Below are 26,385 nucleotides of genomic sequence, written 5' to 3' on the forward strand. Positions count from 1 at the left end.
CGGTTGTATCGTTCCACAGGATATCAAATATGCTGGCATCCTTTCCCGATAAAGCGCGCGGGGCCATAAAAAGCCGTACTCACCTTCCAGACGCTCCTTCCTGACGCACTCTCCTGGCTTACAATCCAAGCGTAGCTGAAGGCTTAGCCTGAGGGTCATCCAGAGAGGGAACCGGAAAGCAGCTAAACAACCGCTCTCCGGGGATCTTCTGCGTCAGTTGCTGTTTCACCCGGTCCGAGCGCTGTTGCGCCAGCGCTTCCAGCTGTTGCCTCTCCAAAGCCGCCAACTCCTCAGGTGTAAAAGGTTTGTCCCGTTTTTTATTATCCGCTTCCAGGGCGGCACGGATCAACGCCTGATCCTGCTGCACTGCCTGACCGCAGATATTCAGTCGCATCCCTTTACGCTCAGTCATCATCGATTCAATTTTCGTCAGATAGCCCTGTGCATAATCATCCAGCTCGGCACGACCGGGGGCAAACACTACCGGATCAAGGGTAATAAAACTGCCGTCTTTGGCCGCACTGGCCGCCAGACTGATAAGGGTCCCGTAGGGCTGCAGAGATTTGAGCAGGATACTGAAAGCAGCCTGTTTAAGGCCTTTGCCAGCAAGCCGGCTAACAATACTTTGTAAACCAAAATCCGGGTCTTCCAGTGAGCCACTGATGGGCACATCAAGATCGATATTGTCATCGCTATCCTGCAAAACAGAGATCGCAGTACCTAACGGCATCGACAACTGTTTACTGAATTTTGCCATCTGCTGCTGATCCGCAGGCTCCACCTCTAAACGATGGATCTTAATCTCATTTTTACCGCTGATCTTTCCACCGTCCAGGCTACCTGAGCTGTTCAGTTGCAACTGTCCATTTTGCAAATAATAGCCGGTATACTCGATGCTATAGGGGCTCAGCCGGGGCAGTTCCAGTTGCTTCAGGGACCCTTTCCAACTGGCATTTTCGCCACCGCCGACAAGGTCGGTTTCACCATTCAGCATCAGGGTGGTAAAGCCGCCCACTTTCAGCGCCAGATCAAAGGTTGCCGGAGCTTTGCTGCCACTATCCAGCCTCTGTAACAGCGCTTTATCGATGAGAATTTCAGAATGAAAAGGGGGCGAGGTTGAGTTATCGGTAAACATCGCCTTACTGTCCCCGCTGATAACCAGTTCCTTCACCTGCACACGTAGTGACGGCTCGGCACCCGCAGCAGAGGAGCTGCTGGCGGTCGTATTACTGGCTTCTGCCGATGGCAGCAGATTGTTAATTCCCTGCTGCAAACGAGATACACCCAGCGGTTGCTTCTCGGCACTGAGTTGCTCGTTTAACTGTAAATCCTGTAGCTCAACCCGATTAATCGAGACCGCTTTGTCTGGTGCCAAATCAACATCACTAAGCCTCAGGTTCAATGTTGCCAGAGTCGCGTCAGCCTGCGGAGACAGTGCGATCCCGTCAGCCTTCAACGCTCCCAGACTGAGTTTCTCCGGCAGCGACAAACCGATATCGCTGAACTGCGCGTGGTTTAACGTGACCAGTTGCTGATCCCCCTGCAGCGCCTTCACTTCGACCCCCGCCAGCTTCAGCTGACCTTTTTCACCGTTAATCGTTATCGGCTGTTGCTGCAACGCCAAAGCGATACCGTCGCCCTGCCAATCAATCGAATTCACTCTGGCCTGCATACGATCAGCCATCTGATACAACAACTGACGGGTTTTCAGTTGCCCTTGCACATCAACCTGATCAGCCCCGGCCTGATTAAAGCCCAGCCCGCTTGTTCCCTGCCAGGCCGCGCTGCTCAACTGCAGCTTCAGGCCATCATCACCCATGAGGTCTAATGCAGCCATGTTTAACTGCCCATCCATTGCGACCTTATCAATACCATCAGCACTGAAGTTTACACGGGTATCACCCTGCCACGTGCCACTCTGCAACGTCAGATTGCTGGCCTCACTATCAACATCCAACGCGGTCATATCCAACTGACCTTTTACACCCACCTGCTGAATACCCGGTTCACCAAAACTCAGTTCCGTGTGACCCTGCCAGCGGCTCTCGCCAAGCTGCAGCTTCAGTGCATCAGCCACCAGCCCCAACGCAGCCATATTCAGCTCCCCCTCAACCATAACGGACTCGGGTTTACCGGCACTCATCTTAAACTCGGTCTGGCCATTCCAGATAAGCGTCTGCTGATCCAGATCCAGGCCGGTTTGCTTCCAACTAAAATCATCCAGTTGAACATTGCCGCTCTGGGTGATACTGATCTGCTCACCGGCGACAACCGCGAGCGTCAGATCGGTGGTGAGGGTTGCCTGCAACTCTGGTACGAAGGGGGCGGTGAAAGAGTGCAGCGGCAGCCGCTCCAGTTTCAGGTGCAGCTCGGAACGTTTGGTTGCTGGTAACGGTTGCCCCTGTGTCGCCAGATTAAACCCGGCACCATTGATAGCCCCCTGAATAGACAGATGGGTGATCGCCTCCTCCTGCCAGGTATAAAAGGTATCCAGTTCCGCGCTATCGATACGCAGCTGGTGATCCCCCTCTTGCAGTTGTGACCGCCAGCTAAGATCGGAAATATTCAGGTGTGCCAGGCCAAACTGCCAGGCGGAAGGTTCGGCCCGGGGCGCCTCAGGCTTGTCAGAAGAGGCCCCCGGCAACGCCACCGGGCCAAGATAAAACTGACGCGGTTCGACCTCCGCCTGTTCGTGCAGAAACAGATTCACGCCCTGCAGGGTCAGATCACTGATCAGGATGCGTTGCTGCATCAGCGCCGCATAATCGAGATCGACCACCAGTTGATCGAGGCGCAGCGCCGGCTGGTCAGGAGTAATAACCGACACTCCGTGCAGCGCTACCCGGCCGGTAAACCAGTTGACAGATATTGAGTAGATCCTGGCACTGCTGGCCCCCTGATCGAGCAGCCACTGAACGGCGTAATCCCGTCCCAGTTGAATCGCAGTATGCAGCCCTAAGAAAACAACCAACACGATAATGACAATGCCACGTACAACCCTTTTCACGCTCATACTATCTGTCCGTCTGCAGTTCTGATCCGATATCTATTGATATTAGCAGGTTGTCTCAGGGGCGGGGAGCGAATCTGTCCAGACCGCCCGTTACGAGTAATGCTGCTAAGCCGTTGATTCAGCGACCAGCTTAGGGCACTGAGCCCGTTGAAAATCACGGTGCCGAAACCATTAATCCGGGGGTGTACGGATGCCATAAGGATTAAGACCAATTATCGCTACCCAGAAAAGCGACTAGCTGGTAGAATCGCGCCCCGGACCGTTTATAAAAGATGCCCTAAGGCACGCAGCAGTGCGGTTCATAACAGTTCTATCAATGACTACGGGTGAATAATCATGGCAAACCATGACAAAAACTTCCGTGACAGCTCAGGTCCGATCTGGCTCCTGATCAACGCTGGCGCTCTGGCATGGATCTGCATGCCTGCCATTATTGGCTGGAGCCATGTAGTACAGGCGATGTAATTCAAGCGCTGTACTACGGTTGAAGCCGTTACGGTTAAACATAAAAAAGGCCTTCTTCTGAAGGCCTTTTTTATTGTCCGCAGGTTACCATCTGACTTACCGGGTAAGAGTTTCAACCCCCTCAGGAGTTGCCATCAGCACGACGTCGGCGCCGCGCCGGGCAAACAAACCGTTAGTCACAACACCAACGATATTATTAATTTCGGTTTCCAGTTCGCGCGGTTGTTCGATCTCCAGGCCATGCAGATCGAGGATGATATTGCCGTTATCGGTCACAAACCCATCCCGGTAAACCGGCATACAGTCCAGCTGCACCAGCCTGCGGGCTACCTGTGACCGGGCCATCGGAATCACTTCCACCGGTAGTGGAAACGCCCCCAGCAGATCAACTTTCTTGGTCTCATCGACGATACAGACAAACTCTTTGGCCACCTCTGCAACAATTTTTTCCCGGGTCAGCGCGCCACCGCCACCTTTGATCAGATTCAGTCGGCCATCAAACTCATCGGCGCCATCGACATACACCTCCATCTGATCAACTGAGTTCATATCATACACGTCGATACCGTGGCCTCTGAGACGTTCGGCAGTGGCCTCTGAACTGGCGACAGCCGCTTCAAACAGATGCTTAATCTTTGCCAGCTCATCGATAAAAAAGTTTGCCGTGGAACCGGTGCCAACACCCACGATTGAATCGCGGCTCAGTTTCGGCTGGATATAGGCCACTGCAGCCTGGGCGACTGCCAGCTTCATCTCATCCTGTGTCATATTTTGGGAAACCCCGTATAAATGTCGTTAACTGGCGAGATTATACGCTGATTGATCGATATCTTATAGACGAAAACTCTCTCAGAGATTACCATTTAACGCTTTATTCACACTGCCTCCTACGCAGGACCGCAGCAACAGATTGAAAGCACCCCATGGCTCACCGATATATAAAGAAAATTCTTGATGCCCGCGTCTATGACGCAGCCATCGAAACGCCACTTGACGAAGCAACCAGTCTCAGCAGCCGCCTGGACAACCGGGTTTTGCTGAAACGGGAAGACCTGCAACCGGTATTCTCCTTCAAACTCCGGGGTGCCTACAACAAGATGGCTCAACTGACCGAGGAGGAGCGCAAACGGGGTGTTATCGCGGCATCGGCTGGCAACCATGCTCAGGGGCTGGCGATGTCTGCCAAAATCCTCGGGGTTAAAGCGACCATAGTGATGCCCAAAACCACCCCGGATATTAAAGTTAACAGCGTCCGGGCACGGGGCGGCAAGGTTGTTTTGCATGGCGAAACCTTCGATGAAGCCTCCCGGCACTCATTCAAACTGGTTGAAGAGCAGGGCTTAACCTACGTTCACCCCTACGATGATATCGATGTGATCGCGGGACAGGGTACCATTGCGATGGAACTGCTGCGTCAGGAAAGCGGCCCTATCGATGCGGTTTTCGTTCCGGTAGGCGGTGGCGGCCTGATCTCAGGTATCGCGGTCTATATCAAGTATTTGCGGCCCGAAACAAAGGTGATCGGCGTTGAGTCAGAAGATTCAGCCTGCCTTAAAGCCGCTCTGGAAGCCGGTGAACGGGTGATTCTGCCCCAGGTCGGTATTTTTGCCGATGGTGTCGCAGTAGCCCAGATCGGCGAGAACACCTTCGAGCTGTGTCAGCAGTTTGTTGATGAAGTGATCACCGTCAACACCGATGAGATCTGTGCTGCCATCAAGGATATCTTCGAAGATACCCGCTCAATTACCGAACCTGCCGGTGCCCTTGCGGTTGCCGGCCTGAAGAAATATGTCGCCCGGGAGAGCGCCAAAAACCAGACCCTGATCGCCATTGACAGCGGTGCCAATGTCAACTTTGATCGCCTGCGCCATATTGCCGAGCGCTCTGAGCTGGGTGAAAACCGGGAAGCGATTATCGCCGTTAAGATTCCGGAAAGACCTGGCAGTTTTAAAGCGTTCTGCAGCGCGCTGGGCAAACGCAACATCACCGAGTTTAACTACCGCTATGCTGATGATAATGATGCTCAGATCTTTGTCGGGGTACAGTTACGGTCCGGTATCGATGCCCGCGCAGAGCTGCTCACAGAGCTGAAATCCGAAGCCTATAAAGTGATCGACCTGTCAGACAACGAGATGGCCAAGCTCCATGTCCGCTATATGGTGGGCGGTCATGCTCCTAACTCGGTTACCAATGAGATTCTCTACCGCTTTGAATTCCCTGAACGCCCCGGTGCACTGATGAATTTCCTGAAAAAGCTGGGGGGGCGCTGGAACATCTCCATGTTCCACTATCGTAACCATGGTGCCGCCTACGGCCGGGTGCTGGTCGGTTTGCAGGTGCCTGAAGATGAGCGTCTGCAAGTGACTCAGTTTCTAGATGATATTGGTTACAACTACTGGGAAGAGACCGAAAACCCGGCATATAAACTATTTCTGGGCTGACACAATCTGCATAAAAAAAACGCACCTTCAACAGGTGCGTTTTTTTGTCCGGACCTGCCTGCCAGTTTATTTACGGCATTTCCGGCGAGTGGCTGAATTTATCGGTAAAAAATGCTTTCAGCACAAACAGTAAAATCGATGTTGTTCCCCAGCTCAGGCCCACCACAACCCCAAAATCAATAATGCCTCGCCAGGGTTGCTGCAACAGATGCACCAGCTGTATCAGAGCAATAATCCCCAACAGCAGGCAGTAGGTGATAATCATCCGCTTACGCCGAATATGAAAAAATCCCATACAAAACAGCGGCGCCAGAATCAGTCGCAGCGGCGTCACATGGTCCCGCAGGTAGAGTAGCCGCGCCGCCACTCTGGGCGAATAGGCACGCTGAAAGCCTTTGTATCCCTCAGCAAAGCCCATAAACAGTACACTAAACGCCAGTGCCGCCCAGTGGTACCAGTTCAGTGAATAGGTGAACGTATCCAGACCTATCGTACCGATGCGTACAATAGCATTGCCAAAGATAAAGGCGATGCCGATAAATCCCCAAACAACAGCGATATAACCCAACACAATAAATCCATCAGTGATTGATAAACAGGCCGGCAATTATAATGGATTTAAGATTTTCTGACGACATAAAAAAGGCCGCACATCGATGACGATGCGCGGCCAGCAACAGCAGCTTATCCGGATTGGGAGGATAAGCAACTGACTATCAACCGATGTCCGGGCTCCTCAGAACCCATCGGATTAAAAGTTAATACCCCTTCAACTGATCAATGTACTCCGGCAGGAACAGAGAGATCTGCGGTATATAGGTAATCAGCATCAGGAACATCAGCAACAGACATAGCCATGGCAGACAGGCCTTGATAACCCAGATCATATTCTTGCCGGTTATGCCCGCCGTAACGAACAGATTGAGTCCCACCGGCGGCGTAAGCATACCGATCTCCATATTCACCACCATGATAATACCCAGATGGATCGGATCGATACCCAGCTTCATCGCGATTGGGAACAGGATGGGCGCCATAATCAGCAGGATCGCTGAAGGCTCCATGAAGTTACCCGCAATCAGCAACAGAATATTCACCACGATCAGGAACCCCCAGGCAGGCAGCCCCCAGTGAACAATGGTTTCAGCGATCTGATGAGGGATCCGCTCAGTAGTCAGTACGTGCGCAAACAGCATCGCGTTGGCAATGATGAAGAGCAGCATCAGGGACACTTTAGAGGCGTCCAGAATCACCTTACGCACTTCAGGATGACGAATCGATTTTGGAAGAGCCCAAAGCATCTGCAACAGGTTACGCGCGACGGCAGCGGCTATCCCTTCACCCTCGTTGCGCCAGGCGATCCCTTTCATCGGACCGATATCCCGGTACCCCAGCACCGATACCATATACGCGTAGACTGCAGCCACCGCCGCCGCCTCGGTCGGACTGGCAATACCACCGTAGATAGACCCGAGTACGATAATGATCAGCATCAGACCGCCGAGGGCGACCATAAATGACTTGCCCAGCTGGGCCACACCAGGGAACGGTTCAGCGGGAAGCTTCATGATCCGGGCCGCGATATAGATGGCAATCATCAGAATGCCTCCCATCATCAGACCAGGAATAAAGCCCGCCATAAACATCCGTGATGCCGACACTTCAGTGGCTGCGGCGTACACCAGCATAACGATTGAGGGTGGAATCAGAATACCCAGAGTACCGGCATTGGCAATAACCCCCGCCGCAAACGATTCCGGATAACCGGAACGCACCATGCCTGCAATAACGATGGTACCAATCGCCGCAACCGTAGCAGGTGAGGACCCGGAAACCGCAGCAAACAGCATACAGGCCAGCACCGAAGCCATCGCTAAACCACCGCGGATATGCCCTACACTGTCGACAGCAAAGTTGATCAGTCGCTTCGCCACGCCCCCGGTTGAGAGAAAGGCGGAAGAAAGGATAAAAAACGGAATGGCCAGCAGCGTATAATGCTCTGACGTTGCTTCAAACAGCTTCAGAGAGACAGACGCCAATGAATCGTGGGAGAACATCAGAATCGTTGCCACACTGGATAATCCCAGTGCAATAGCAATCGGCATGCCCATAAACATACAGGCAAACAGGATGATAAATAATGCTGCTGTAGTCATGACCGCCCCTCCTTATTGTTTGCATCTGGATCAGGCTGATCTTTTGACTCCAGCCCCTGAAGCTCTTTAGCAAGCTCCATACTCTCTTCCGCTTCATCGCTGAAGTGGAAACCATCAGCTTCTCTGGTGATCACTTTCCAGCCCAGCTGCAGAAAGCGCACAATCAGCATAACAAAGCCGAACACCAGTATGCTCATCGCCAACCATTTGGGCACCGGCATATCTTCCAGCTCGATTCCGATCATCTTCATCTTGCTCAGATAGATCCAGGAACCATAAAGAAATAGTCCGCAATAGATCAGACACAGTACGACCGCCAGAAGCGTAAAAAAACGATGCGCCTTGCTTGGCAGAAGCTTAACAAAGACATCGACACCGATATGCGCGCCAACCTTAACACCGTATGACGCACCATAAAGGACAAACCAGGCGGCCATTAGCAGGGTCAGCTCCTGAGCCCAGTGGATCCCGGAGTTAAATCCGAAGCGCATCACCACTTCGGCAAATACCAGTAGCGTCATCGCTACCAGCAGCAGGGAGAGGAATGCCTCTTCCAGTTGTGTCACCAGATTACGAACCATAACGGCCCCCTTAGAGCCACAGAGCAACGTTCAGCGAACAGAGATCACTCTGCAAATCTTTTTATTGTGCATGCACCACAGGACAGCCTTGCAGCAAACCAGCAAGACCCGCCGAGCCAACGTGACTCTCCTGTGTTGCCTCACAAGTGGTTTAGAGAGAAGAGGGGCTGCAGCGGGGCCTATACTCCCACTGCAGCAATGTTGTGCCGGCCTCCGCAGAGGGAGACCGGACGCAGATCACTGGTTAGACGCTTCAGCCGCGTCAATCAGGTCCTGACCGATCGCACCAGCGAACTGCTTCCATACTGGTTTCATAGCAGTCACCCACTGGGCACGCTCTGCAGGTGTCATCTCGATCACTTCAGAACGTTTTGAATCGATGATCGCCTGCTTGTCGTCTTCGGCTTTCTGCGCTGCAATCTTATTGCCGTAGGCGATTGACTCATCCAGGGCTTTTTTCAGCTCAGCACGCACATCGTCATCCAGGCTGTTCCAGAACTCAGCAGAAGTCACAACCATGTAATCCAGTACACCGTGGTTTGACTCAGTGATGTAAGGCTGAACCTCATAGAACTTCTTAGAGTAGATGTTTGACCAGGTGTTTTCCTGACCATCAATCGCTTTGGTTTGCAACAGGGTGAATACCTCAGAGAACGGCTTCTTCAGAGGTACCGCATCAACCGCTTCAAACTGTGCCTGCAGCACATCAGACGTCATAATACGGAACTTCTTACCGCTTACATCCGCAGGCACTTTGATCGGATTGCTGGCAGACAGCTGTTTCATACCGTTGTGCAGGTAACCCAGACCCACCAGGCCTTTTGACTCAAGTGAAGTCAGCATCTCCTGGCCTACAGGACCGCTCTGGAAACGTTCTACCGCAGCCATGTCCTTAAACAGGAACGGCAGATCGAACAGTTGCAGGCTATCGGTATATTTCTGGAACTTAGACAGCGCTGGTGCAGCCATCTGAACATCGCCCAACAGCATCGCTTCGAGAACCTTGTTGTCTCCAAACAGCTGTGAACTTGGGAAAACTTTTACTTCCACTTTACCCGGCAGACGCTCAGCCACCAGTTTAGCAAACTTGGTTGCCATCTGGCCTTTGGGAGTGTTTTCAGCCACTACGTGTGAGAATTTAATTTCAATCGGGGCAGCCATTGCAGAGGTTGCACCAAGAGTCAGAGCCATTGCCGTAACGGCAGCAGAAAATAAACGCATATTGCTTCTCCAGTTTTGTAATTATTCAGGCGCTTTTTTTGGGTCTAACAGCAGAACCCACGCTCAGTTATTCACTCAACCTTTATAGCAGCAATGTGCAGGCCAACTATTACTATAGATATAAAATATTTTTTTAATGCTTATAAATCAAATAGTTAACTATCTACTCTCCTGTGCAAGCAAAAGAATCCCCCATGACGCATGGGTGATAATCCACCCAAAATAACAGTTCTTCACGGGTGAGTTTCCACCCAACCTGTCACAAGCGATTACAGATAAAAAGTCAAGATGCCAACCGCAAGTGTCGCAAAATAATACTCAAAATGCTGACACAGGCTGTCGCACCAACGGTAACAGTTAGGGTATATTAAGTACGAATTCAGAGCCGAAAATCATGCGGATAATACAACATGGCGATCCAAACTAAAGTAAACCTAAGTCTGGCATTTGTTTTTTTAATCGTTCTTATCACCTCCGTCTCAGTCATCTATCGAAGTGAAACCAATCTGTCTTCTGATATTGCCCTGAAAAACACCCAAAATACCGCCGAGGCCTATTTTGACAGTATTAACATCATGATGCTGAGTGGCGCGATGGCTAACCGGCAGACGCTGCAGTCTAAGATTCTCGGCAACCCGGAACTCACCGAAGCGCGTATTATTCGTGGCGAGCCAGTTCGCTCTATGTACGGCGAAGGCACGCCGGACTCCCACATTCAGGATGACCTGGATAAACGGGCGATGAATGGTGAAACCATTGCGGTCGAACTGGATGATGAAAAGGGCCACCGCATGACTGTTGTACGACCAATGCACGCCAGCTCTGACTATAAAGGTACTAACTGCCTTCAGTGCCACCCGGTTGAAGAGGGCACGATCCTGGGTGCCGTGCGGGTTACCTACTCATTCGCCAATATTGATAAACATATCTTTGCCAACATTCGCAATATTGCGCTGGTCGAGCTGGGCATGTTTATCATCGCACTCTTTCTGGTGGGCTGGATGATTCACCGAATTGTGCTAAAACCGATCAATACGATGAACGACACTATCCGCGAGATTGAACAGAATGCCGACCTGACCCAACAGCTGAAGATCGAATCCAATGACGAAATCGGACAGATGTCTGCATCGTTCAATAGCATGCTGAGAACCTTCCATGACAGTATCGATCACGTGGTGCAATCGATCGCCATGCTGGGACAGTGCAGCCAGCAGATTAAGGACGTTACTGAGCTGGCGAATATTGGTACGGCAAAGCAGATCAGCCGCGCCGAGGCGGTCACTAATGCGATGATCGCGATGGACGGTGCCACTCAGAATGTCTCCGCTACCGCAGATGTCACGATCAAAGCGTCTGACAAAGCATTGCAGGAAACCCGTAGCGGTGTGGATATCACCACCGGCACAGTGAAAAAGATTGAGGCACTGCAGCAACAGATCAAGCACGCCACCGATGTCATTGTTCAGCTGGAGCAGCAAAGCTATAACATTGATGCGGTCCTCAGCGTTATTCAGGATATCGCCGAGCAGACCAACCTGCTGGCACTCAACGCAGCCATTGAAGCGGCCCGTGCCGGAGAGCAGGGACGCGGCTTTGCCGTGGTTGCCGATGAAGTACGCACCCTGTCGCAGCGCACTCAGAATGCCACTGTTGAGATCAACGGCATTATAGGCTCGCTACAGCAGAATGCTAAGGGGGCCGCCCAGGTGATGGGGCAGGCAAGCGCAGCCACCGAATCGAATGTAAAAGAGATTCAGGAAACCTCCGCTGTACTGTTCAACATTCAGAAAGAGATGGAGTCGATCGCAGAAACAAACCATAGCATCTCCGAGTCTGTCAAACAGAGCAGTGCTGCCACACTGGAGATCGAAGGCGCAGTAAATGAGATAAATGAAGGCAGTGACCACGCTAAGGAGCGGGTGGTTCGCCTGTCGGCGATCTCAGTACAGATCAACAATCTGGCTGACGAGTTGGAAAAGCGCGCCAGCCAGTTCAAACTCTGATTGGCACCTGCTTTTTAGCCTACAAAAACGGCGACCTTAAGGTCGCCGTTTATTTATCTGCAGTCAGCACAGAATCTCTGACTTACAAGATCGCTACTTATAGTCTTTTTTGTCCAGTCCGTACTTTTTCATTTTGTCGTACAGCGTTTTACGGGGTAGCCCCAACTTCTCCTGAGTCAGCTTCAGCGAACCACTGTTACGGGATAACTCCTCTTCCAGCACCAGCTTTTCAAACTGCTCAACCTGTTCAGGCAACGTCATCTGCGCCGTCGCCACGTGCTCCCCTGCGGCCCCAACCTCAAACTGATAAGCGGGACCCAGCAATACATAACGCTCGGCGATATTGCGCAACTCGCGGACATTACCAGGCCAGTGATGCGCCACCAATGCCCTGATATTCTCTGCGCTCAACTGTGGCACCTCTTTCTGATACTGCGCAGATGCAATCAGGGCAAAGTGCTGAAACAACATCGGAATATCTTCTCGCCGCTCCCTCAAAGGGGGGATCTCCAGACTCACAACATTGAGGCGGTAATACAGATCCTCGCGATAGTCCCCCTGCTCACTCAGCTCTTTGAGATCAACCTTGGTGGCAGCAACTACCCTTATATCCAGGGGGATCAGCTCATTCGACCCCAGTCGCTCAATTGCCCGCTCCTCCAGAACCCGCAATAATTTGACCTGCAGGGAGAGCGGCATACTCTCAATCTCATCGAGAAACAGAGTGCCACCGTTAGCATGCTCGAACTTACCGATGCGACGACTCTTCGCGTCGGTAAACGCCCCCTTCTCATGGCCGAACAGTTCACTCTCTATCAGATGTTCCGGCACCGCACCGCAGTTAATGGCAACAAAGTTCTTCTCCCGGCGGTTGCTGTGCTCATGAATATAGCGTGCCACCAGATCCTTACCCGAACCGGTTTCAGCCTGTATCAGAATATCGGCAGGCGTATCCGCAATATGCTGAATCATCGCCCTCAGCTGCTGAATACGGGGAGAGTTGCCGATAATCCTTGGGCCGATGCCGCCCTGCGCTTCCAGCGCTTTACGCAGGGCCCGGTTTTCCAGTGTCAGCCGACGCTTCTCTGCCGCACGACGGACCACATCATTGAGTAGCTCAGAGGAGAAGGGCTTCTCGATAAAATCATAAGCACCATCTCGCATGGCACTGACCGCCATCGATATATCGCCATGACCGGTAATCAGAATCACCGGCAGGTCGTTATCAATGGTGATGATACGCTGCATCAGCTCAAGGCCATCAATCCCTGGCATATTGATATCACTGACCACCACTCCGGGCCAGTCCCGGTCAAGCAGGGTCAGCGCTTTCTCAGCGCTATCGGCGCAGACCACTTCATAGCCCGCCAGCTCCAGCGTTTGCGCCGCTGCCAGGCGGATATGCTTTTCATCATCGACCAACAGGATCTGGTGCGGTTGCAGCTGTTCAGCCGAAGTTTCACGGTTCATCGGGGGCTCTTATCTCTGAAATAGGAATCATCATTCTAACCCGACAACCGATGCTGGCGCATCTGCTGCGGGCAAACTGATAGTGAATACCGCGCCCCCCATAGGGTGATTACTCACACTCAGATCGCCATCCATCGACTCGATTATCCGATGGGAAATTGACAACCCCAGCCCCAGCCCCTGCCCCGCTTTCTTCGTGGTATAGAAAGGCTCAAACACCTTTCCCAGTTCAGACTGAGGGATACCCGGACCGTGGTCCCGAAAACAGAGGTTCAACCGGTCATCCTGACGCTGAATACTGATCTCAATCCATTTTTCAGTGCCGCCCTCCATCGCCTGCAGCGCATTACTGATAAGGTTAACCACCACCTGCTCAAGCCTCAGCATATCGCCGAGGACAAAGATCTGATCCAGCTTATCGGGCCATTCAATTTTCACATTTTCCCGATCCAGGCGGCCATACATAATAGACATCGCACCATCACGCACCGCTTTCAGGCTCACCAGCGTCGCCTGACCACTGGTTTTACGGGAAAACTCTTTCAGCGGCGCAATGATTTTAGCCATTCGCACCGTCAGCCCGCTGATCTCATTCAGATTACTGCTCACCTTCTCAGTTTTGCCCAGCTTCAGAAAAGAGAGAGCATTATCCGCGTAACTACGAATCGCGGTCAGCGGCTGATTCAGCTCATGGTTGATGCCCGCAGACATCTGCCCGATCACCGCCAGCTTAGCGGTCTGAATCAGTTCATTCTGAGTATGCTTATGCTCCTCAACCTCCTGCAGCAACCGCTCATTTGCCCGGGTCAGATCCTCAGTCCGTTCAGATACACGCTGTTCCAACTGATCACGAGCTTCGCGCAGCTGTTCCTCATTCTCTTTACGCTCGGTAATATCATGAATCGTCACAACAAAGCGATTGACACTACTGTCGGACATCCGGCCAATAATCAGCTCGACCGGAAACTGCGAGCCATCGGCCCGCACACTGCTGACCTCCACCATCAGTTCGCTGAGCTGACGGGCACCGCTCTCCTGAGAGATATGTTGCCAGCAAACCGCCCGATCCTGATAGCCGATCAGTTTGCTGAAGTATTCACCGACGATCACATCGGAACGATAGCCAAACAGTTTTTCCGCCGTGGGGTTAAACGATTCGATGAGGCCATGTGCATCCAGCGTGATCAGCCCCGCGTGCGTATTATCAATAATTGCCCGCACCCGGGCTTCACTGCGCTCCAGTGCCCGGGTTTGCTGCAATTTAAACCGGGCCCGCTCACGGGCAATTCGTCGCCGGGCCAGCAGCAGCAACACCAGAAATACCAGCGCACTATAGATAAACCCGGCCAGCAGGGCGTTACTCAATACCCGTTTATCCACTGGCTTCAGATCCGCCAGGATTGACACGTTGAATCCCGCCTCGGGCACTGCGCGGGTCTGCTGCAGATACTGACGGGTCTCAATACCGTCCAGCGCACCATTGGCGATAGTGTCCCCCTCAATCAGAGTGACGAGTTCACTATCCTGAAACTTTTTTCGCTCAACGATCGACAGAGATGTCAGTTGATGATCTCCATAACGCAGACTGGAGATAATTCTTTGCAGATCCTCCTGAGGTAAAGGCTTAAGGGTACGAAACTTCCACTCGGCCCGGGTGCTGATAAAGATAACGCCATCCTCATCGGTCACCAGAATATCAGTGAGCGGATCGTTCCAGTCGGTCTCAATATCATTCAGATCAATTTTTACCACAATGACACCCAGAATAGTGCCACGGTATTCAACCGGATATGAGAAAAAATACCCCCGCTTCTTGGAGGTTGTTCCCAAAGCAAAATAACGTCCGCCTCGCCCCTCCATGGCATCCCGGAAATAGGGACGAAATGAAAAGTTCCGGCCGACAAAAGTTTGCGGTTTAGACCAGTTACTGGCCGCCAGTGTATTACCCTGAGTATCCATCAGATAGGTATCTGAAGCACCGATGGTATCGTTAACCTTTTCAAGATAGAGGTTGGCACCATGAATCCCTTCACTGCCGGGCAGCAGCAACAGGTTTACCAGTTCAGAGTGTGTGGACAGCAGTTTTGGCAGATCCTTATAGCGATCCAGCTCCTGCTGCAGGCTGAGAATATAACGATTCAGGTCGGCAGACGCACTTCGCTGCAGATCATCAACCGCCCGCGAGCGACTGATCGCAACGGTTTGATAGATCACCAGAATAAATAATGCTGTCAATAACAGCGCCCACAACAGGCGAGACCGTGTTCTTACCACGACAACCTCTGTAATTTAACTACAAAAATCAAATAACACTCATAATAAAAAAGATAAATAAACGTAAAATACGGTTTTAAAAAACCCATTCTGTAATATAATTACAAACACCTATAGCGTCAGGCGACAGCTTGCTGACAAACAGCACAGCGTACACCCGGCCAACCAGATGCTTGAAATACTATTAGCAGAGCTCTATCTTGCAATAGCGCCATATCTAAAGTCTAACAGGTAATAATCCACCGTCTACCGGATATCCTAATCATGCTAAAACGCACCAAAATTGTCGCTACTCTGGGCCCCTCAACCGATAAACCTGGCATCCTTAGCCAACTGATCCGCTCCGGCGTTAATGTTGTTCGTCTTAACTTCTCCCACGGCAGCGCAGATGATCATCGCCGCCGGGCACGGGAAGTGCGTGAAATTTCAAATCAGCTGGCAATTCCCGTCGCGGTACTGGGAGACCTGCAGGGTCCCAAAATTCGTATCGCCCGCTTCAAAGACGACCAGAAAATCAAACTCGCGGTGGGTGATCATTTTGCACTGGATTCCTCTCTGGACACCTACGCCGGCGACCAGACCCAGGTAGGTATCGACTACAAGGCGCTGCCGGAAGACAGCCGCCCCGGAGATATCCTGCTGCTGGATGATGGTCGGGTACAGTTCAAGGTGATCGATGTTGAGGGCACCCGGATCAATTGCGAAGTGATTATCGGCGGCCCCCTGTCAAACAATAAGGGGATCAACCGCCAGGGCGGAGGCCTCTCAGCCGCAGCACTGACCGAAAAAGATAAGCAGGATATTCTGGTGGCCGCAGATATCGATATGGATTATGTCGCGGTATCCTTTCCCCGTAGCTCAGCCGACCTGCATGAAGCACGACAGCTACTCGATGCTGCCGGCAGCAGTGCAGAGATTATTGCCAAAGTTGAGCGGGCTGAAACTGTTAGCTCCACAGAAGCGCTGGACGATATTATTCTCGCCTGCGACGGCGTCATGGTGGCGCGGGGCGACCTGGGGGTAGAGATCGGCGATGCAGAACTGATCGGCGTCCAGAAACACCTGATCAACCGGGCCAGAGAGCTCAATCGGGTCGTCATTACCGCAACTCAGATGATGGAGACGATGATTCAGAATCCGATGCCGACACGGGCAGAGGTTTTCGATGTGGCCAACGCGATACTCGATGGCACCGACGCCGTGATGCTGTCTGCCGAGACGGCAGCGGGTGACTATCCGGTCGAAGTTGTACAGGCGATGACCAAAATCTGTCAGGGTGCTGAAAAGCATCAGCTGTCACGCCCGGCCCCCACCAGCATTACTCAGCAGTGCGAACAGTTCGATGAAACCATCGCCCGCTCGGCGATGTATACGGCCAACCACCTGGTCGGTGTGAAAGCGATTATCTGCCTTACCGAATCAGGCTCCACCCCCCGCTGGATGTCACGGATCCGCTCCGGGGTACCGATTTACGCCCTCACCCGCAGTGCAAAAGCGATGAGCCGAATGACACTGTTCCGCGGTGTTGAACCGATGCTGTTCGATGCCACAGAGATCGATAACGATGACCTCAACGGTCAGGTACTAGATCATCTCAAAGCGAAACAACTGCTCAACAGTGGGGATCTGGTACTGCTCACCCGGGGTGCCGTGATTGGTAGCGGCAGCACCAATTCCATGCAGGTACTACAGGTTCCTTAGGCCAGAGAGTAAACGGCTATGCCAGGCCCGCTAGCGCCCGTTAGCGGGCCTTTTTTACCCCAGAATGTCGCGTTCAGAATAACCGATTCTTTACGGGGTTATGTTTAGCCCATGCTGCGCTATAATAGCGCTCTTTTTCTCCGGTAAAGGTATCCTGATGTGTCTGAGGCACTGGAACAGAATCTGAAATTAATCACCGAAAAGGGTCAGATTCTGGCACTTGACGGCATCCTTCATGGCATTGAGAAGGAGGGGCTGCGCACTGATTCCAGGGGGGCAATCAGCCAGACAGGGCACCCGGTCTCACTCGGCTCAGCGCTCACCCATAGCCACATAACTACCGACTATTCCGAAGCCCTGCTTGAGTTCATCACGCCAGCCTTCAGAGAATCTGCTGATGCGCTGCAGTTTTTGCAGCAGCTACACTGCTTCACCTATCAGCATCTGGGCGACGAAGAGTTGTGGGGGGCCAGTATGCCCTGCCAGATTGAATCCGATGATGCGATTCAGATCGCTCGCTTCGGCAGTTCCAATGTTGGCCGCCTGAAGTCTATCTACCGGGTTGGCCTGGAACACCGTTATGGCAAGATGATGCAAGCGATCGCCGGAATCCATTACAACTTTTCCCTGCCGGAAACACTGTGGCCAGTATTGCGCGAATTACAGCAAAGCCAGGAAGATCTGCAACAGTTTCGTTCTGCCGGTTATTTTAAGCTGATCCGTAACTTTCGCCGTGCCTCATGGCTGCTGCTCTATCTCTTTGGTGCATCACCGGCCCTGTCATCCAGCTTTATGCGTGGCCGCGAGCACGATCTGGAACAGTGGGATGAGAACACGCTCTACCGGCCCTACGCAACCTCCCTGCGGATGAGCGACCTGGGCTACTCAAATAAAGCCCAGTCAGGCCTGAATATCTGCTTTAACCACCTTGATTCCTATATTAAAACCCTGACCCAGGCGATCAATACGCCCTACCCGGCTTATGAAAAGTTGGGAGTAAAGACCGATCAGGGCTATAAGCAGCTCAACAGCAACGTATTGCAGATTGAGAACGAATATTACAGCGATATCCGCCCAAAACGGGTGTGTCTGTCAGGAGAGAAGCCGGTTCATGCACTACGAGAACGGGGCGTGGAATATATCGAAGTCCGCAATACCGATATCAATCCCCTGTTACCGCTGGGTATCGATCAGCAGCAAGCGGACTTCATGGATGCCTTTCTGGTCACCTGTGTGCTATCCGACCCTACCGATGTCAACAGTCCTGAGTGCGAGCTGATAAACCGCAACAACAGCCTGGTAGTCAACCGGGGGCGCGAACCGGGACTGACACTGACCCGTGGCGATCAGCAGATCACGGTCCCCGAGTGGGGCCACCTGATTCTCAGTGATATCCTCAAAACAGCAACGGTTCTGGATCAGGTCGCTGGTGATAGCCGCTATTCAGACGCGGTATCTGCACAGCAGGCCAAGCTGGACAACCCTGAGCTGACACCGTCCGCCCAGATTCTGGACAGCATGAAAACATCGGGGTTGGGATATGAAGCATTTATCCTGCAGCAGAGTCGCAAACACCGGGATAGTATACTGAGCATGGGACTGGCGATAGAACAGCAAACGTATCTGGAAAAGCTGGCGATCAGCTCCTTCGAAGAGCAAAAGCAGATAGAACTGAGCGATCAGCTGGACTTTGACACCTATCTTGCGAACTACCTCGCACAATAAAGATCCGCTGTTGCAAACACAAAAAAGCCCTGCAAATGCAGGGCTTTTCTATCTGATCCAATAAAAGGCTACTGCAACACAAAACTAGTGAAGAACAGATCAGCCACATAGGCCTCACCCTCTTCTGCCAGCAATACCTGCTGCACTTTTTGCAGCGCCTCCTGAGCAAGAATATGCTGCATATCGACGGTTTTCAGCTGATCCTCCTCCTTCGAACTGAGTAACATCAGTATTTCATGACGGATCTCCGCCTTATGGTAGTTAACCGCATGGTGAGCCGCAGGACTGGTCACCTGAATAGTGATTTCACACTTCAAAAAACGTAGTTTATCCGGGCTGACAAAATTGGCCACAAACGGTTTCAGTTCAATGTAGTTAACATAGTCTTCGGGCGCGGGTTCATCGGCAGCCCAGAGCGGCTGAATCAGGACACCCAGGAACAGCACCAGTAAAAAGCGTTTAAACATGTTCAGTTTCCCTATCCGGTAGCAGAAAGCTTTTCTGAGCTTAACTCAGTGGGTTTAATAAAATCATCATCTTAGCAAGAAAAGACAATATAAAAAATTCAGATACTCAAAAGACTGTATTACGACTGAACCACCACGGAACTCCTCCGGTGAAATGCCCTTTATACCTGCCCTGTACCCTGTTGTATCATCTTTATCAGCAAATATCAGCGTCCCGCAACTAAGTTTACGTCGCCCTCAGCGAAAAGCGCTTCGGCTATTGCCGAAGTGACAACGTTAGGATTAGTATTGGGGCACGCAGACAGCAAGTGCTGAACATAAAAGGAGGCCTGCTATGCTAGAAAAATGCCATAATGCCCAGGAACGCTGGGGAGGTGTCAGTGACATTATTGATAACTGGCTTGAAGAACGCCGCAAGCTGATCAGTTTTTTTGTCTCGTTGCCGCAGCAGAATGTTCAGGAAACGCTGAATGATAAAATTCAGGAGTTTTGTCAGTTAATGATGGACTATATCTCGTCCGGCCATTTTGAAGTCTACGAGCAGCTGCTGAAACAGGGCAGCGAGTTCAATGATGGCAGTCTGGAAAAGGCTCAGGAACTGTTTCCCAAAATCCAGACCAGCACCGATGCTGCGCTCGATTTTAATGATATCTACTCAGGCTTCGAGGGCGTAACTCTGCAGGAGATGTATGAACTGACCTGCCAGCTATCCTCCCTTGGAGAGGCACTCGAGGAGCGTTTTTCACTCGAAGACACCATGATTGAGATTCTCCATACTGCTCATCGGGAGCAGGTATTTGCTGAAGCCCAGGCATAGCATCAACAGGGTATGGTAAGAGCGCAGAGGCTAGAGACACACTATGCAGAACAGGCTTAGCGCTGTCGCTTGCGCATTGTTAACCGCAGCGATACTGAACGGTTGCAGCGACAGTGATGAACCCGTTAAATACGTTGAATACGCACTTCAGGGTGCCTATTCAGGGACACTGTCACCACAGTCCAAATATGCGGTTATCGGCTCATTCAACCATGGCGGCAGCCTGTGGAACGTCAGCCAGCACGAACGGCTGTATAACTGGAACCATAAAGCCGGCGAGTACAGCCTGATCAGCGCCAGCGCATTTTCCCCTGACGAGCTGTACGCTGCCACAGCCGAGCAGCAGGATCTGGTGCTGTGGAATCTGGGCACCGGCAAACCTGAAGGGTTCTGGAGCTCTCCTGCCGAGATCCTGGCAATGGACCTGTCTCCTAATGGTAATTATGCCCTGCTGGGACTGGCCGACCATACCGCAGTCTACTTCGATATAAAACACGGCGGAGTGAAACAAACCTTCCGTCACGATGCCCGGGTAAAATCGGTCGACCTCAGCGAAGATGCCCTGCTGGCACTGACGGGTGATGATGCCTATAACGCACAACTCTGGGATGTCCAGAGCAACAAAGTGATCCACAGCCTCAAGTTTGGCAATATTGTCGATACCGTAGCACTCTCACCCAACAAACAACTGGCCTTCAGTTCGGGCACCCTTGACCGGGCTGTGATCTGGAGCACTCAGGATGGCAAGGTTCTCCATACCCTGTCAGACAACCGGGACCTGTTTGGCAAACGCCTCAGTTTCCTCTCCGCCCGCTTTTCACCGGATAACAGCCAGCTACTCACCGGCACCGCCTCTGGTTCGGTCCAGCTATGGAACACCAGTAGCGGCGAAATGCTGCGCAGTTGGGCGATCCATAAACGCGACCCCTACGGCCCCACCAGCACCGGCGTCTACTCAGTAGGGTTTGGCGATGGGGTTTACTATGCGATTGGGTCGAATGGAATTATCAACGAGCTTAAATAGGCGCTTCCGGCGCCTTAGTTTTTAACCACTAGAACGTCGCTTCGCGACTTGCCAGGAGCTAGACGCTTCGCTTGCTAGCAGAAGCGCTGATACCTGAAATGTATCACTCGTCCCCACGCGGGAGCCTGGGAACGAGACAAGTACGGAGAAATATTTTAGCGGCTCAATGCGTTTCCTCTCGATACAAAGCTTTTATTTACAAACGTCGAAAATTCATTCCGGACGGCTAAAGGCTGAGATACATGCCGAGATCGAGTCTTTTTTGTATAATGGCAAGCCTGAAACGAAAACGGTTACCCGTGTCAAAGCCATAAAAATTGCGCTGAAAATCTCGTATTAATCCAATTGAGTGCCCTATGAATCTAGCAGACCCCTTTGGACGCACGCAGGCCCGCCGGCAGAAAGAGTACGAGTCATTGCGTGCTTCATTAATTAAGGCGGAAATTACCACGATTGCTCAAGCCGAAACCTTACAGGCTGATGTTCAACGTAAAAAACGCTGGTCTATATTGGTGGCCATCGTCGCCACGATTCTGCTGTCATTGATATTTGCTGAATTCAGAATCATCGTTATCAGCCTGGGCGCACTATTCTGTTTTTGGGTTAATAAAGTAACATCCAACGGCAAAGAATATATTCAGCGTTATGTTGATGAGGAGCTAAAAGAAGGCTTAGACAATCAGTCAGAAAAATAAATGCTGTTGAGTTCTCGTCACTCGTTCCCATGCGAAGACGAGACAAATAGGTGCTTCCGGCGCCTTAGTTTTTAAAGGCCAGAACGTCGCTTCGCGACTTGCTAGGGGCTAGACGCTGCGCTTGCTAGAAAAGGCGGCGAACTCCGGAGCTGATTTTAAGTATTCTTTAATTTCTGCTGTCGATAGAAAAAGATATCAACGCTTTACACAGAACAAAGTAAGCGTGACTTATTGAGATCCAAGCCACGTAGAGGTTGAAGTGCTGCTACTTGTCAGGCCAGCCGTCAGTCATTTTGACGGACCTCCGCAACAAAATCGGCCAGAAACATCGAAATTTTCGACTCATGTACTGACATCCTAATGAGCTTTTCAATTTCGTCTGGGGCCTTCCCGATCAAAGAAATACGCAGAAATATGTTCTCCAGAAAATGATCACTGACGGTTGAAAGCACCAACCTTAGTGAAGCAAGCATATCGTCACCTCGGTGTGAGGCATGTACCAAAGCGATGGGTTTACCTATAACCTCGAAACGAGAAACCATCCAGTCGATAGCATTTTTAAGACCACCTGGAATTGCTCGAACGTATTCTGGGCTCGATATAATGATGCCATCTACAGCTGAAACCGTTTCCATAAACTCGCGCACTGCCGTTGGAGTTGCCTCTCCTTCAGAGTCCGGAGAAAAAACGGGAAGCGCATCTAACCTATTAAAAACCAACAATTCGACATCAGCCGGAGCAATATTTTTCATGGCTCTCAGCAAGGCCGTATTTGTGGATGCTGCGCGTGCGCTACCAGAAATGGCGAGTATTTTCATTCGTCCTCTTTGGAATCAAACACCGCATTCAGCGGCTTATCTGTTGCAATGCTCTATTAATCTCTATTTGGTTTCAATTTGCCATCGCGAGTATCTACACTTTTTCCAGCCCCTACTGGAGTCATTGTGTATAGTGCTTCTGGCTCTTTAGGCTCCGACATGCCTTTCTTCACGAGAGAGTTCAAAGATCAGACATCTTCAAAGCAATATGATCAAAACCCTCATCCTGCATTTCACCTGGGTGAACTGTGTTGTTACCCTTTATTCATACAATATCTGGCTCTTGCAATCGGCAGCTAATCTCACCTGTTGATATCCTTATCTATCTGATTCTGCGCCACTTTAAAGGGTTATGCCAGTTAACTGTATATCCAGAAAAACAGGAAATAGAGAGCTAAAAGACCACTCCTATACCCTGAGGGCATACCAGTATCACTCCCATAGCAACAGCTTAGTTTAATACATTGTTTTTAAACGACTTTTATAGCAACCAGCAAGTCGCGAAGCGACGTCTGGCAAGCGGCGAAGCCGCGTCTGTCGGCTTAGGTCTCCGAGATAAGACAGTTAAATAACTTTAAAATCAATAACTTAATATAACCCCGGGATAACCCGACCGCCTATGGCGACAGTAATATTAAGCCAGCAACGCTGAGACAACCATAACCAATTGATTTAAATAACAAAAAAAGAAATGGCACAAAGAGTGCTGTATAGGCGTTGCTATTCGAAGCATGTTTTTGTGTGACGGATCAATTCAATCTCTAATTTTAATGGAATAACTCAGGAGTTTTAAAAATGAATATCAAAACCCTATGCGCCATCGCCCTCACTGCTACTTCAGCGACTGTTTTTGCGGCGGATATGCCCGATTTCCAGGTTGTCGATATTAATGCTGATGGTTTTATCAGTCTGGAAGAGGCCAAAAGCGTTGAGGGACTGGAAGAAGCCTTCATGACAGCGGATCTGAATAAAGATGGTCAGCTTGATGAGGCGGAATACGATGAGGTGTCTCAAGGCTAAGTAAGACATTGCATTTAGGCTTCTCGGATCTTCCGGGAAGCTTTGTTGTGCCACACTAAATCCTCTCTGATTTATGGTGGCCAGCTGAACTCGGCTTACCATAACCACTCAGTCAGGCATTAGCTCACCAGCAGTTAATGTTTACGGTGTTTCCTCAGAGTCCTAAGTTTATGAATATTAAATATCTTATCTTAATGATGATGCTCTTCACGGTTGAAGCAAGCGCTAACTCCACTCTGGATGCTGCTATCGGTGGCGGCCTGGGTGGTGCCGTGGGTGCAGCCATAGGCAATGAAGTCGGTGGTCGCGATGGAGCCATTGTTGGCGGTGCCGTCGGAGGGGCCGTTGGCACAGCAATCAATACGGATAAATCCACTGATTATCAACGGTCAGAAACCGGGGTGCACACCCACACTATCGAAACGCATATGATCGAAACGCGTCCCCCTAAAAATAATGGGTATCACTGCCCTCCGGGCCAGGCAAAAAAAGGCCGCTGCTAACCATTCTGAATAATAAAAAAACCACCCAATCAGGCGGTTTTTTCATGCTTTTTCTAGCCACTAGCAAGCGGCGTAGCCGCGTCTAGCGACTGCTTTCACTACTTTCAGTGCGCTAAAATCTGACTCAGGAACAGCTGGGTCCGTTCATGCTGCGGGTTGTTAAAGAACTCATGAGGCTCATTCTCTTCCACAATCTGCCCGCCATCCATAAAGATAACCCGGTCCGCCACGGTCTTGGCAAAGCCCATCTCATGGGTGACGCAAAGCATGGTCATCCCTTCCCCCGCCAGTTCGATCATGACATCGAGCACCTCTTTGATCATCTCGGGGTCGAGGGCAGAGGTGGGCTCATCAAACAGCATTACATCCGGGTTCATACACAGGGAGCGGGCAATCGCCACCCGCTGTTGCTGACCACCGGATAACTGGCCGGGGTATTTGAGCGCCTGATCGGGAATCTTAACCCGCTCCAGCAGCTCCATCGCCCTCGCTTCCGCCTCTTTGCGGGGCATCTTTTTCACCCAGATCGGTGCCAGTACACAGTTTTCCAGCACCGTCAGGTGTGGGAACAGATTGAAGTGCTGGAACACCATGCCCACTTCTTTGCGGATCGCTTCGATATTTTTGATATCTTCGTTCAGGGGGATATCGTTGACGATGATATCGCCCTTCTGGTGCTCTTCCAGCCGGTTAATGCAGCGGATCATGGTGGATTTGCCCGACCCCGAAGGCCCGCAAATGACGATTTTCTCGCCCTGTTTAACCTCCAGGTTTATGTTTTTCAGGACATGAAACTCGCCGTACCATTTGTTCAGGTCGCGCAGTTCCACCATCAGTTTTTCAGTCGCTTGTGAATGACTCATCTCAAAATCTCTCTGTTATCAGGCGCGGTTGCCGTGGCCGGTTTGTAGTTTCTTCTCCAGATGCTGCGAATAACGCGACATGCTGAAACAGAACATCCAGAACAACAGGGCAATAAACAAATAACTCTCGGTGGAATAACCGATCCAGTCGGGGTCCTGGTTGGCTGCCTGACCGATCGCCAGGACATCAAACAGGCCGATAATCAGCACCAGACTGGTATCTTTAAACAGCGCGATAAAGGTGTTTACAATGCCCGGAATCATCAGCTTCAGCGCCTGTGGCATGATGATCAGAATCATCTTCTGCCAGTAGCCCAGTCCCAGGGCATCTGCCGCTTCATACTGTCCTTTAGGGATCGCCTGCAGGCCGCCCCGGATCACTTCCGCCATATAAGCAGACTGGAACAGGGTGATACCGATCAGTGCCCGCAGCAGCTTGTCAAAGCTCATCCCTTCCGGGAAAAACAGCGGTAGCATGACGGACGCCATGAACAGCACGGTAATCAGCGGTACTCCCCGCCAGAGTTCGATAAAGGTGACACAGACCGATTTCACAATCGGCATATCAGACTGTCGTCCCAGCGCCAGGACAATCCCCAGCGGCAGTGACGCCACAATACCGACCACCGCCAGCACCAGGGTCAGGGTTAAACCGCCCCAGAGGTGCGTTTCAACCTGAGGCAGGCCGAATGAATTACCATACAGCAGGATGTAGGCAACGATGGGATAGATCACCAGCAGCCAGATAGCTACCAGCCCCTTTTTCGGTGTCTGTGGCACAACCAGCCAGATAATCGAGCCGATCATCAGCAGAAAGGCCAGCTGCGGCCGCCAGTGTTCCGCTTCCGGATAGAAGCCGTAAAGAAACTGATCCAGCCGGTTGGCGATAAATACCCAGCAGGCACCGCCGCTGGTGCAGGCGTCCCGGCTGGTGCCTACCCAGTCTGAATCGATGAAGATCCATTGAATGGTGGGCACCAGAAAGCTGATCAGAAAATAGCCCACTATCAGGGTGGCTATTGAGTTAAAAGGCCCGTTAAACAGATTTTTTCGCAGCCAGCCAACCACCCCAATCATACTGGACGGTGGGGGCAGCGTAGGTTGAATATCATATTTCATAGCATC

The 26,385-nt window shown here is 51.4% G+C and carries 22 protein-coding genes; 10 read left to right on the forward strand and 12 right to left on the reverse strand.

Annotated features, from left to right (window positions below):
• Window positions 1-118: 118 nt before the first annotated feature.
• Window positions 119-3,013 (reverse strand): DUF748 domain-containing protein, encoded by a 2,895-nt coding sequence (locus OCU43_RS21445; protein WP_091360303.1) that lies wholly within the window; start codon window positions 3,011-3,013, stop codon window positions 119-121.
• 336 nt (window positions 3,014-3,349) lie between these two features.
• On the opposite strand from OCU43_RS21445, the gene OCU43_RS21450 reads away from it, so the two are divergent.
• Window positions 3,350-3,478 (forward strand): hypothetical protein, encoded by a 129-nt coding sequence (locus tag OCU43_RS21450; protein WP_261832958.1) that lies wholly within the window; start codon window positions 3,350-3,352, stop codon window positions 3,476-3,478.
• A gap of 96 nt (window positions 3,479-3,574) precedes the next feature.
• Here the strand turns inward: OCU43_RS21450 and rpiA are convergent, their stop codons facing one another.
• Entirely contained in the window at window positions 3,575-4,246 is a 672-nt protein-coding gene (rpiA, locus tag OCU43_RS21455; RefSeq protein WP_091360302.1) for a ribose-5-phosphate isomerase RpiA, read from the reverse strand.
• A gap of 155 nt (window positions 4,247-4,401) precedes the next feature.
• On the opposite strand from rpiA, the gene ilvA reads away from it, so the two are divergent.
• Entirely contained in the window at window positions 4,402-5,919 is a 1,518-nt protein-coding gene (gene ilvA / locus OCU43_RS21460; protein ID WP_091360300.1) for a threonine ammonia-lyase, biosynthetic, read from the forward strand.
• Window positions 5,920-5,989: 70 nt separating this feature from the next.
• On the opposite strand, the gene OCU43_RS21465 is transcribed toward ilvA, so the two are convergent.
• From OCU43_RS21465 to OCU43_RS21480, 4 genes are all read right to left on the reverse strand, one after another.
• Window positions 5,990-6,490, reverse strand: coding sequence for a hypothetical protein (locus tag OCU43_RS21465; protein ID WP_091360488.1), 501 nt, complete (start codon window positions 6,488-6,490; stop codon window positions 5,990-5,992).
• Window positions 6,491-6,677: 187 nt separating this feature from the next.
• Window positions 6,678-8,075: a TRAP transporter large permease gene (locus tag OCU43_RS21470; protein ID WP_091360299.1), complete on the reverse strand. Its 1,398-nt coding sequence runs from the start codon at window positions 8,073-8,075 to the stop codon at window positions 6,678-6,680.
• Window positions 8,072-8,656: a TRAP transporter small permease gene (locus OCU43_RS21475; protein ID WP_091360297.1), complete on the reverse strand. Its 585-nt coding sequence runs from the start codon at window positions 8,654-8,656 to the stop codon at window positions 8,072-8,074. Before OCU43_RS21475 ends, OCU43_RS21470 begins: the two co-directional genes overlap by 4 nt.
• Window positions 8,657-8,893: 237 nt before the next feature.
• Entirely contained in the window at window positions 8,894-9,877 is a 984-nt protein-coding gene (locus tag OCU43_RS21480; protein WP_091360296.1) for a TRAP transporter substrate-binding protein, read from the reverse strand.
• 410 nt (window positions 9,878-10,287) lie between these two features.
• Here OCU43_RS21480 and OCU43_RS21485 point away from each other — a divergent pair, with 410 nt between their 5' ends.
• On the forward strand, window positions 10,288-11,883 hold the full coding sequence (locus OCU43_RS21485; protein WP_091360294.1) for a methyl-accepting chemotaxis protein: 1,596 nt from the start codon (window positions 10,288-10,290) through the stop codon (window positions 11,881-11,883).
• A 93-nt stretch (window positions 11,884-11,976) separates the two neighbouring features.
• On the opposite strand, the gene OCU43_RS21490 is transcribed toward OCU43_RS21485, so the two are convergent.
• Both OCU43_RS21490 and OCU43_RS21495 read right to left on the reverse strand, forming a co-directional pair.
• Complete coding sequence (locus OCU43_RS21490; protein WP_091360293.1) at window positions 11,977-13,353, reverse strand: sigma-54-dependent transcriptional regulator; 1,377 nt, start codon at window positions 13,351-13,353, stop codon at window positions 11,977-11,979.
• A 30-nt stretch (window positions 13,354-13,383) separates the two neighbouring features.
• Window positions 13,384-15,588, reverse strand: coding sequence for an ATP-binding protein (locus OCU43_RS21495; protein ID WP_245756609.1), 2,205 nt, complete (start codon window positions 15,586-15,588; stop codon window positions 13,384-13,386).
• Between the two features lie 303 nt (window positions 15,589-15,891).
• On the opposite strand from OCU43_RS21495, the gene pyk reads away from it, so the two are divergent.
• Window positions 15,892-17,328: a pyruvate kinase gene (gene pyk, locus OCU43_RS21500; RefSeq protein WP_091360290.1), complete on the forward strand. Its 1,437-nt coding sequence runs from the start codon at window positions 15,892-15,894 to the stop codon at window positions 17,326-17,328.
• A 159-nt stretch (window positions 17,329-17,487) separates the two neighbouring features.
• Window positions 17,488-19,053: a glutamate--cysteine ligase gene (gene gshA, locus OCU43_RS21505; RefSeq protein ID WP_091360288.1), complete on the forward strand. Its 1,566-nt coding sequence runs from the start codon at window positions 17,488-17,490 to the stop codon at window positions 19,051-19,053.
• Window positions 19,054-19,121: 68 nt separating this feature from the next.
• On the opposite strand, the gene OCU43_RS21510 is transcribed toward gshA, so the two are convergent.
• Entirely contained in the window at window positions 19,122-19,520 is a 399-nt protein-coding gene (locus OCU43_RS21510) for a flagellar basal body-associated FliL family protein (protein ID WP_091360286.1), read from the reverse strand.
• Between the two features lie 334 nt (window positions 19,521-19,854).
• On the opposite strand from OCU43_RS21510, the gene rsd reads away from it, so the two are divergent.
• The 3 genes from rsd to OCU43_RS21525 all read left to right on the forward strand — a co-directional run bounded on the left by rsd (window position 19,855) and on the right by OCU43_RS21525 (window position 22,056).
• Window positions 19,855-20,337: a sigma D regulator gene (gene rsd, locus OCU43_RS21515; RefSeq protein ID WP_091360284.1), complete on the forward strand. Its 483-nt coding sequence runs from the start codon at window positions 19,855-19,857 to the stop codon at window positions 20,335-20,337.
• A 43-nt stretch (window positions 20,338-20,380) separates the two neighbouring features.
• On the forward strand, window positions 20,381-21,361 hold the full coding sequence (locus OCU43_RS21520) for a WD40 repeat domain-containing protein (RefSeq protein ID WP_091360282.1): 981 nt from the start codon (window positions 20,381-20,383) through the stop codon (window positions 21,359-21,361).
• Window positions 21,362-21,717: 356 nt separating this feature from the next.
• The gene (locus tag OCU43_RS21525; protein WP_091360279.1) at window positions 21,718-22,056 is read left to right on the forward strand and encodes a hypothetical protein; all 339 of its coding nucleotides are present in this window, start codon (window positions 21,718-21,720) and stop codon (window positions 22,054-22,056) included.
• A 284-nt stretch (window positions 22,057-22,340) separates the two neighbouring features.
• Here OCU43_RS21525 and OCU43_RS21530 read toward each other — a convergent pair whose 3' ends face one another.
• A complete protein-coding gene (locus OCU43_RS21530; protein WP_091360277.1) occupies window positions 22,341-22,874 on the reverse strand; it encodes an NADPH-dependent FMN reductase in 534 nt (177 codons plus the stop codon).
• Window positions 22,875-23,669: 795 nt separating this feature from the next.
• Here OCU43_RS21530 and OCU43_RS21535 point away from each other — a divergent pair.
• Entirely contained in the window at window positions 23,670-23,894 is a 225-nt protein-coding gene (locus OCU43_RS21535; protein ID WP_217647457.1) for an EF-hand domain-containing protein, read from the forward strand.
• A 170-nt stretch (window positions 23,895-24,064) separates the two neighbouring features.
• The gene (locus OCU43_RS21540) at window positions 24,065-24,397 is read left to right on the forward strand and encodes a YMGG-like glycine zipper-containing protein (RefSeq protein WP_091360484.1); all 333 of its coding nucleotides are present in this window, start codon (window positions 24,065-24,067) and stop codon (window positions 24,395-24,397) included.
• A gap of 104 nt (window positions 24,398-24,501) precedes the next feature.
• On the opposite strand, the gene OCU43_RS21545 is transcribed toward OCU43_RS21540, so the two are convergent.
• Together OCU43_RS21545 and OCU43_RS21550 are read right to left on the reverse strand one after the other, a co-directional pair.
• Complete coding sequence (locus OCU43_RS21545) at window positions 24,502-25,260, reverse strand: amino acid ABC transporter ATP-binding protein (protein WP_275991316.1); 759 nt, start codon at window positions 25,258-25,260, stop codon at window positions 24,502-24,504.
• Window positions 25,261-25,278: 18 nt separating this feature from the next.
• A complete protein-coding gene (locus OCU43_RS21550) occupies window positions 25,279-26,379 on the reverse strand; it encodes an amino acid ABC transporter permease (RefSeq protein ID WP_261832959.1) in 1,101 nt (366 codons plus the stop codon).
• Window positions 26,380-26,385: the final 6 nt, after the last annotated feature.

It is taken from the genome of Amphritea atlantica (assembly GCF_024347255.1).
GTDB classification, from domain to species: Bacteria; Pseudomonadota; Gammaproteobacteria; order Pseudomonadales; family Balneatricaceae; genus Amphritea; species Amphritea atlantica.

What these genes read in the sequence shown, in the direction of transcription:
- OCU43_RS21445 (WP_091360303.1), bottom strand. Translation starts at nt 3,013, where the DNA reads ATGAGCGTGAAAAGGGTTGTACGTGGCATTGTCATTATCGTGTTGGTT.
- OCU43_RS21450 (WP_261832958.1), top strand. Translation starts at nt 3,350, where the DNA reads ATGGCAAACCATGACAAAAACTTCCGTGACAGCTCAGGTCCGATCTGG.
- rpiA (WP_091360302.1), bottom strand. Translation starts at nt 4,246, where the DNA reads ATGACACAGGATGAGATGAAGCTGGCAGTCGCCCAGGCTGCAGTGGCC.
- ilvA (WP_091360300.1), top strand. Translation starts at nt 4,402, where the DNA reads ATGGCTCACCGATATATAAAGAAAATTCTTGATGCCCGCGTCTATGAC.
- OCU43_RS21470 (WP_091360299.1), bottom strand. Translation starts at nt 8,075, where the DNA reads ATGACTACAGCAGCATTATTTATCATCCTGTTTGCCTGTATGTTTATG.
- OCU43_RS21475 (WP_091360297.1), bottom strand. Translation starts at nt 8,656, where the DNA reads ATGGTTCGTAATCTGGTGACACAACTGGAAGAGGCATTCCTCTCCCTG.
- OCU43_RS21480 (WP_091360296.1), bottom strand. Translation starts at nt 9,877, where the DNA reads ATGCGTTTATTTTCTGCTGCCGTTACGGCAATGGCTCTGACTCTTGGT.
- OCU43_RS21485 (WP_091360294.1), top strand. Translation starts at nt 10,288, where the DNA reads ATGGCGATCCAAACTAAAGTAAACCTAAGTCTGGCATTTGTTTTTTTA.
- OCU43_RS21490 (WP_091360293.1), bottom strand. Translation starts at nt 13,353, where the DNA reads ATGAACCGTGAAACTTCGGCTGAACAGCTGCAACCGCACCAGATCCTG.
- pyk (WP_091360290.1), top strand. Translation starts at nt 15,892, where the DNA reads ATGCTAAAACGCACCAAAATTGTCGCTACTCTGGGCCCCTCAACCGAT.
- OCU43_RS21510 (WP_091360286.1), bottom strand. Translation starts at nt 19,520, where the DNA reads ATGTTTAAACGCTTTTTACTGGTGCTGTTCCTGGGTGTCCTGATTCAG.
- rsd (WP_091360284.1), top strand. Translation starts at nt 19,855, where the DNA reads ATGCTAGAAAAATGCCATAATGCCCAGGAACGCTGGGGAGGTGTCAGT.
- OCU43_RS21520 (WP_091360282.1), top strand. Translation starts at nt 20,381, where the DNA reads ATGCAGAACAGGCTTAGCGCTGTCGCTTGCGCATTGTTAACCGCAGCG.
- OCU43_RS21525 (WP_091360279.1), top strand. Translation starts at nt 21,718, where the DNA reads ATGAATCTAGCAGACCCCTTTGGACGCACGCAGGCCCGCCGGCAGAAA.
- OCU43_RS21530 (WP_091360277.1), bottom strand. Translation starts at nt 22,874, where the DNA reads ATGAAAATACTCGCCATTTCTGGTAGCGCACGCGCAGCATCCACAAAT.
- OCU43_RS21535 (WP_217647457.1), top strand. Translation starts at nt 23,670, where the DNA reads ATGAATATCAAAACCCTATGCGCCATCGCCCTCACTGCTACTTCAGCG.
- OCU43_RS21540 (WP_091360484.1), top strand. Translation starts at nt 24,065, where the DNA reads ATGAATATTAAATATCTTATCTTAATGATGATGCTCTTCACGGTTGAA.
- OCU43_RS21545 (WP_275991316.1), bottom strand. Translation starts at nt 25,260, where the DNA reads ATGAGTCATTCACAAGCGACTGAAAAACTGATGGTGGAACTGCGCGAC.
- OCU43_RS21550 (WP_261832959.1), bottom strand. Translation starts at nt 26,379, where the DNA reads ATGAAATATGATATTCAACCTACGCTGCCCCCACCGTCCAGTATGATT.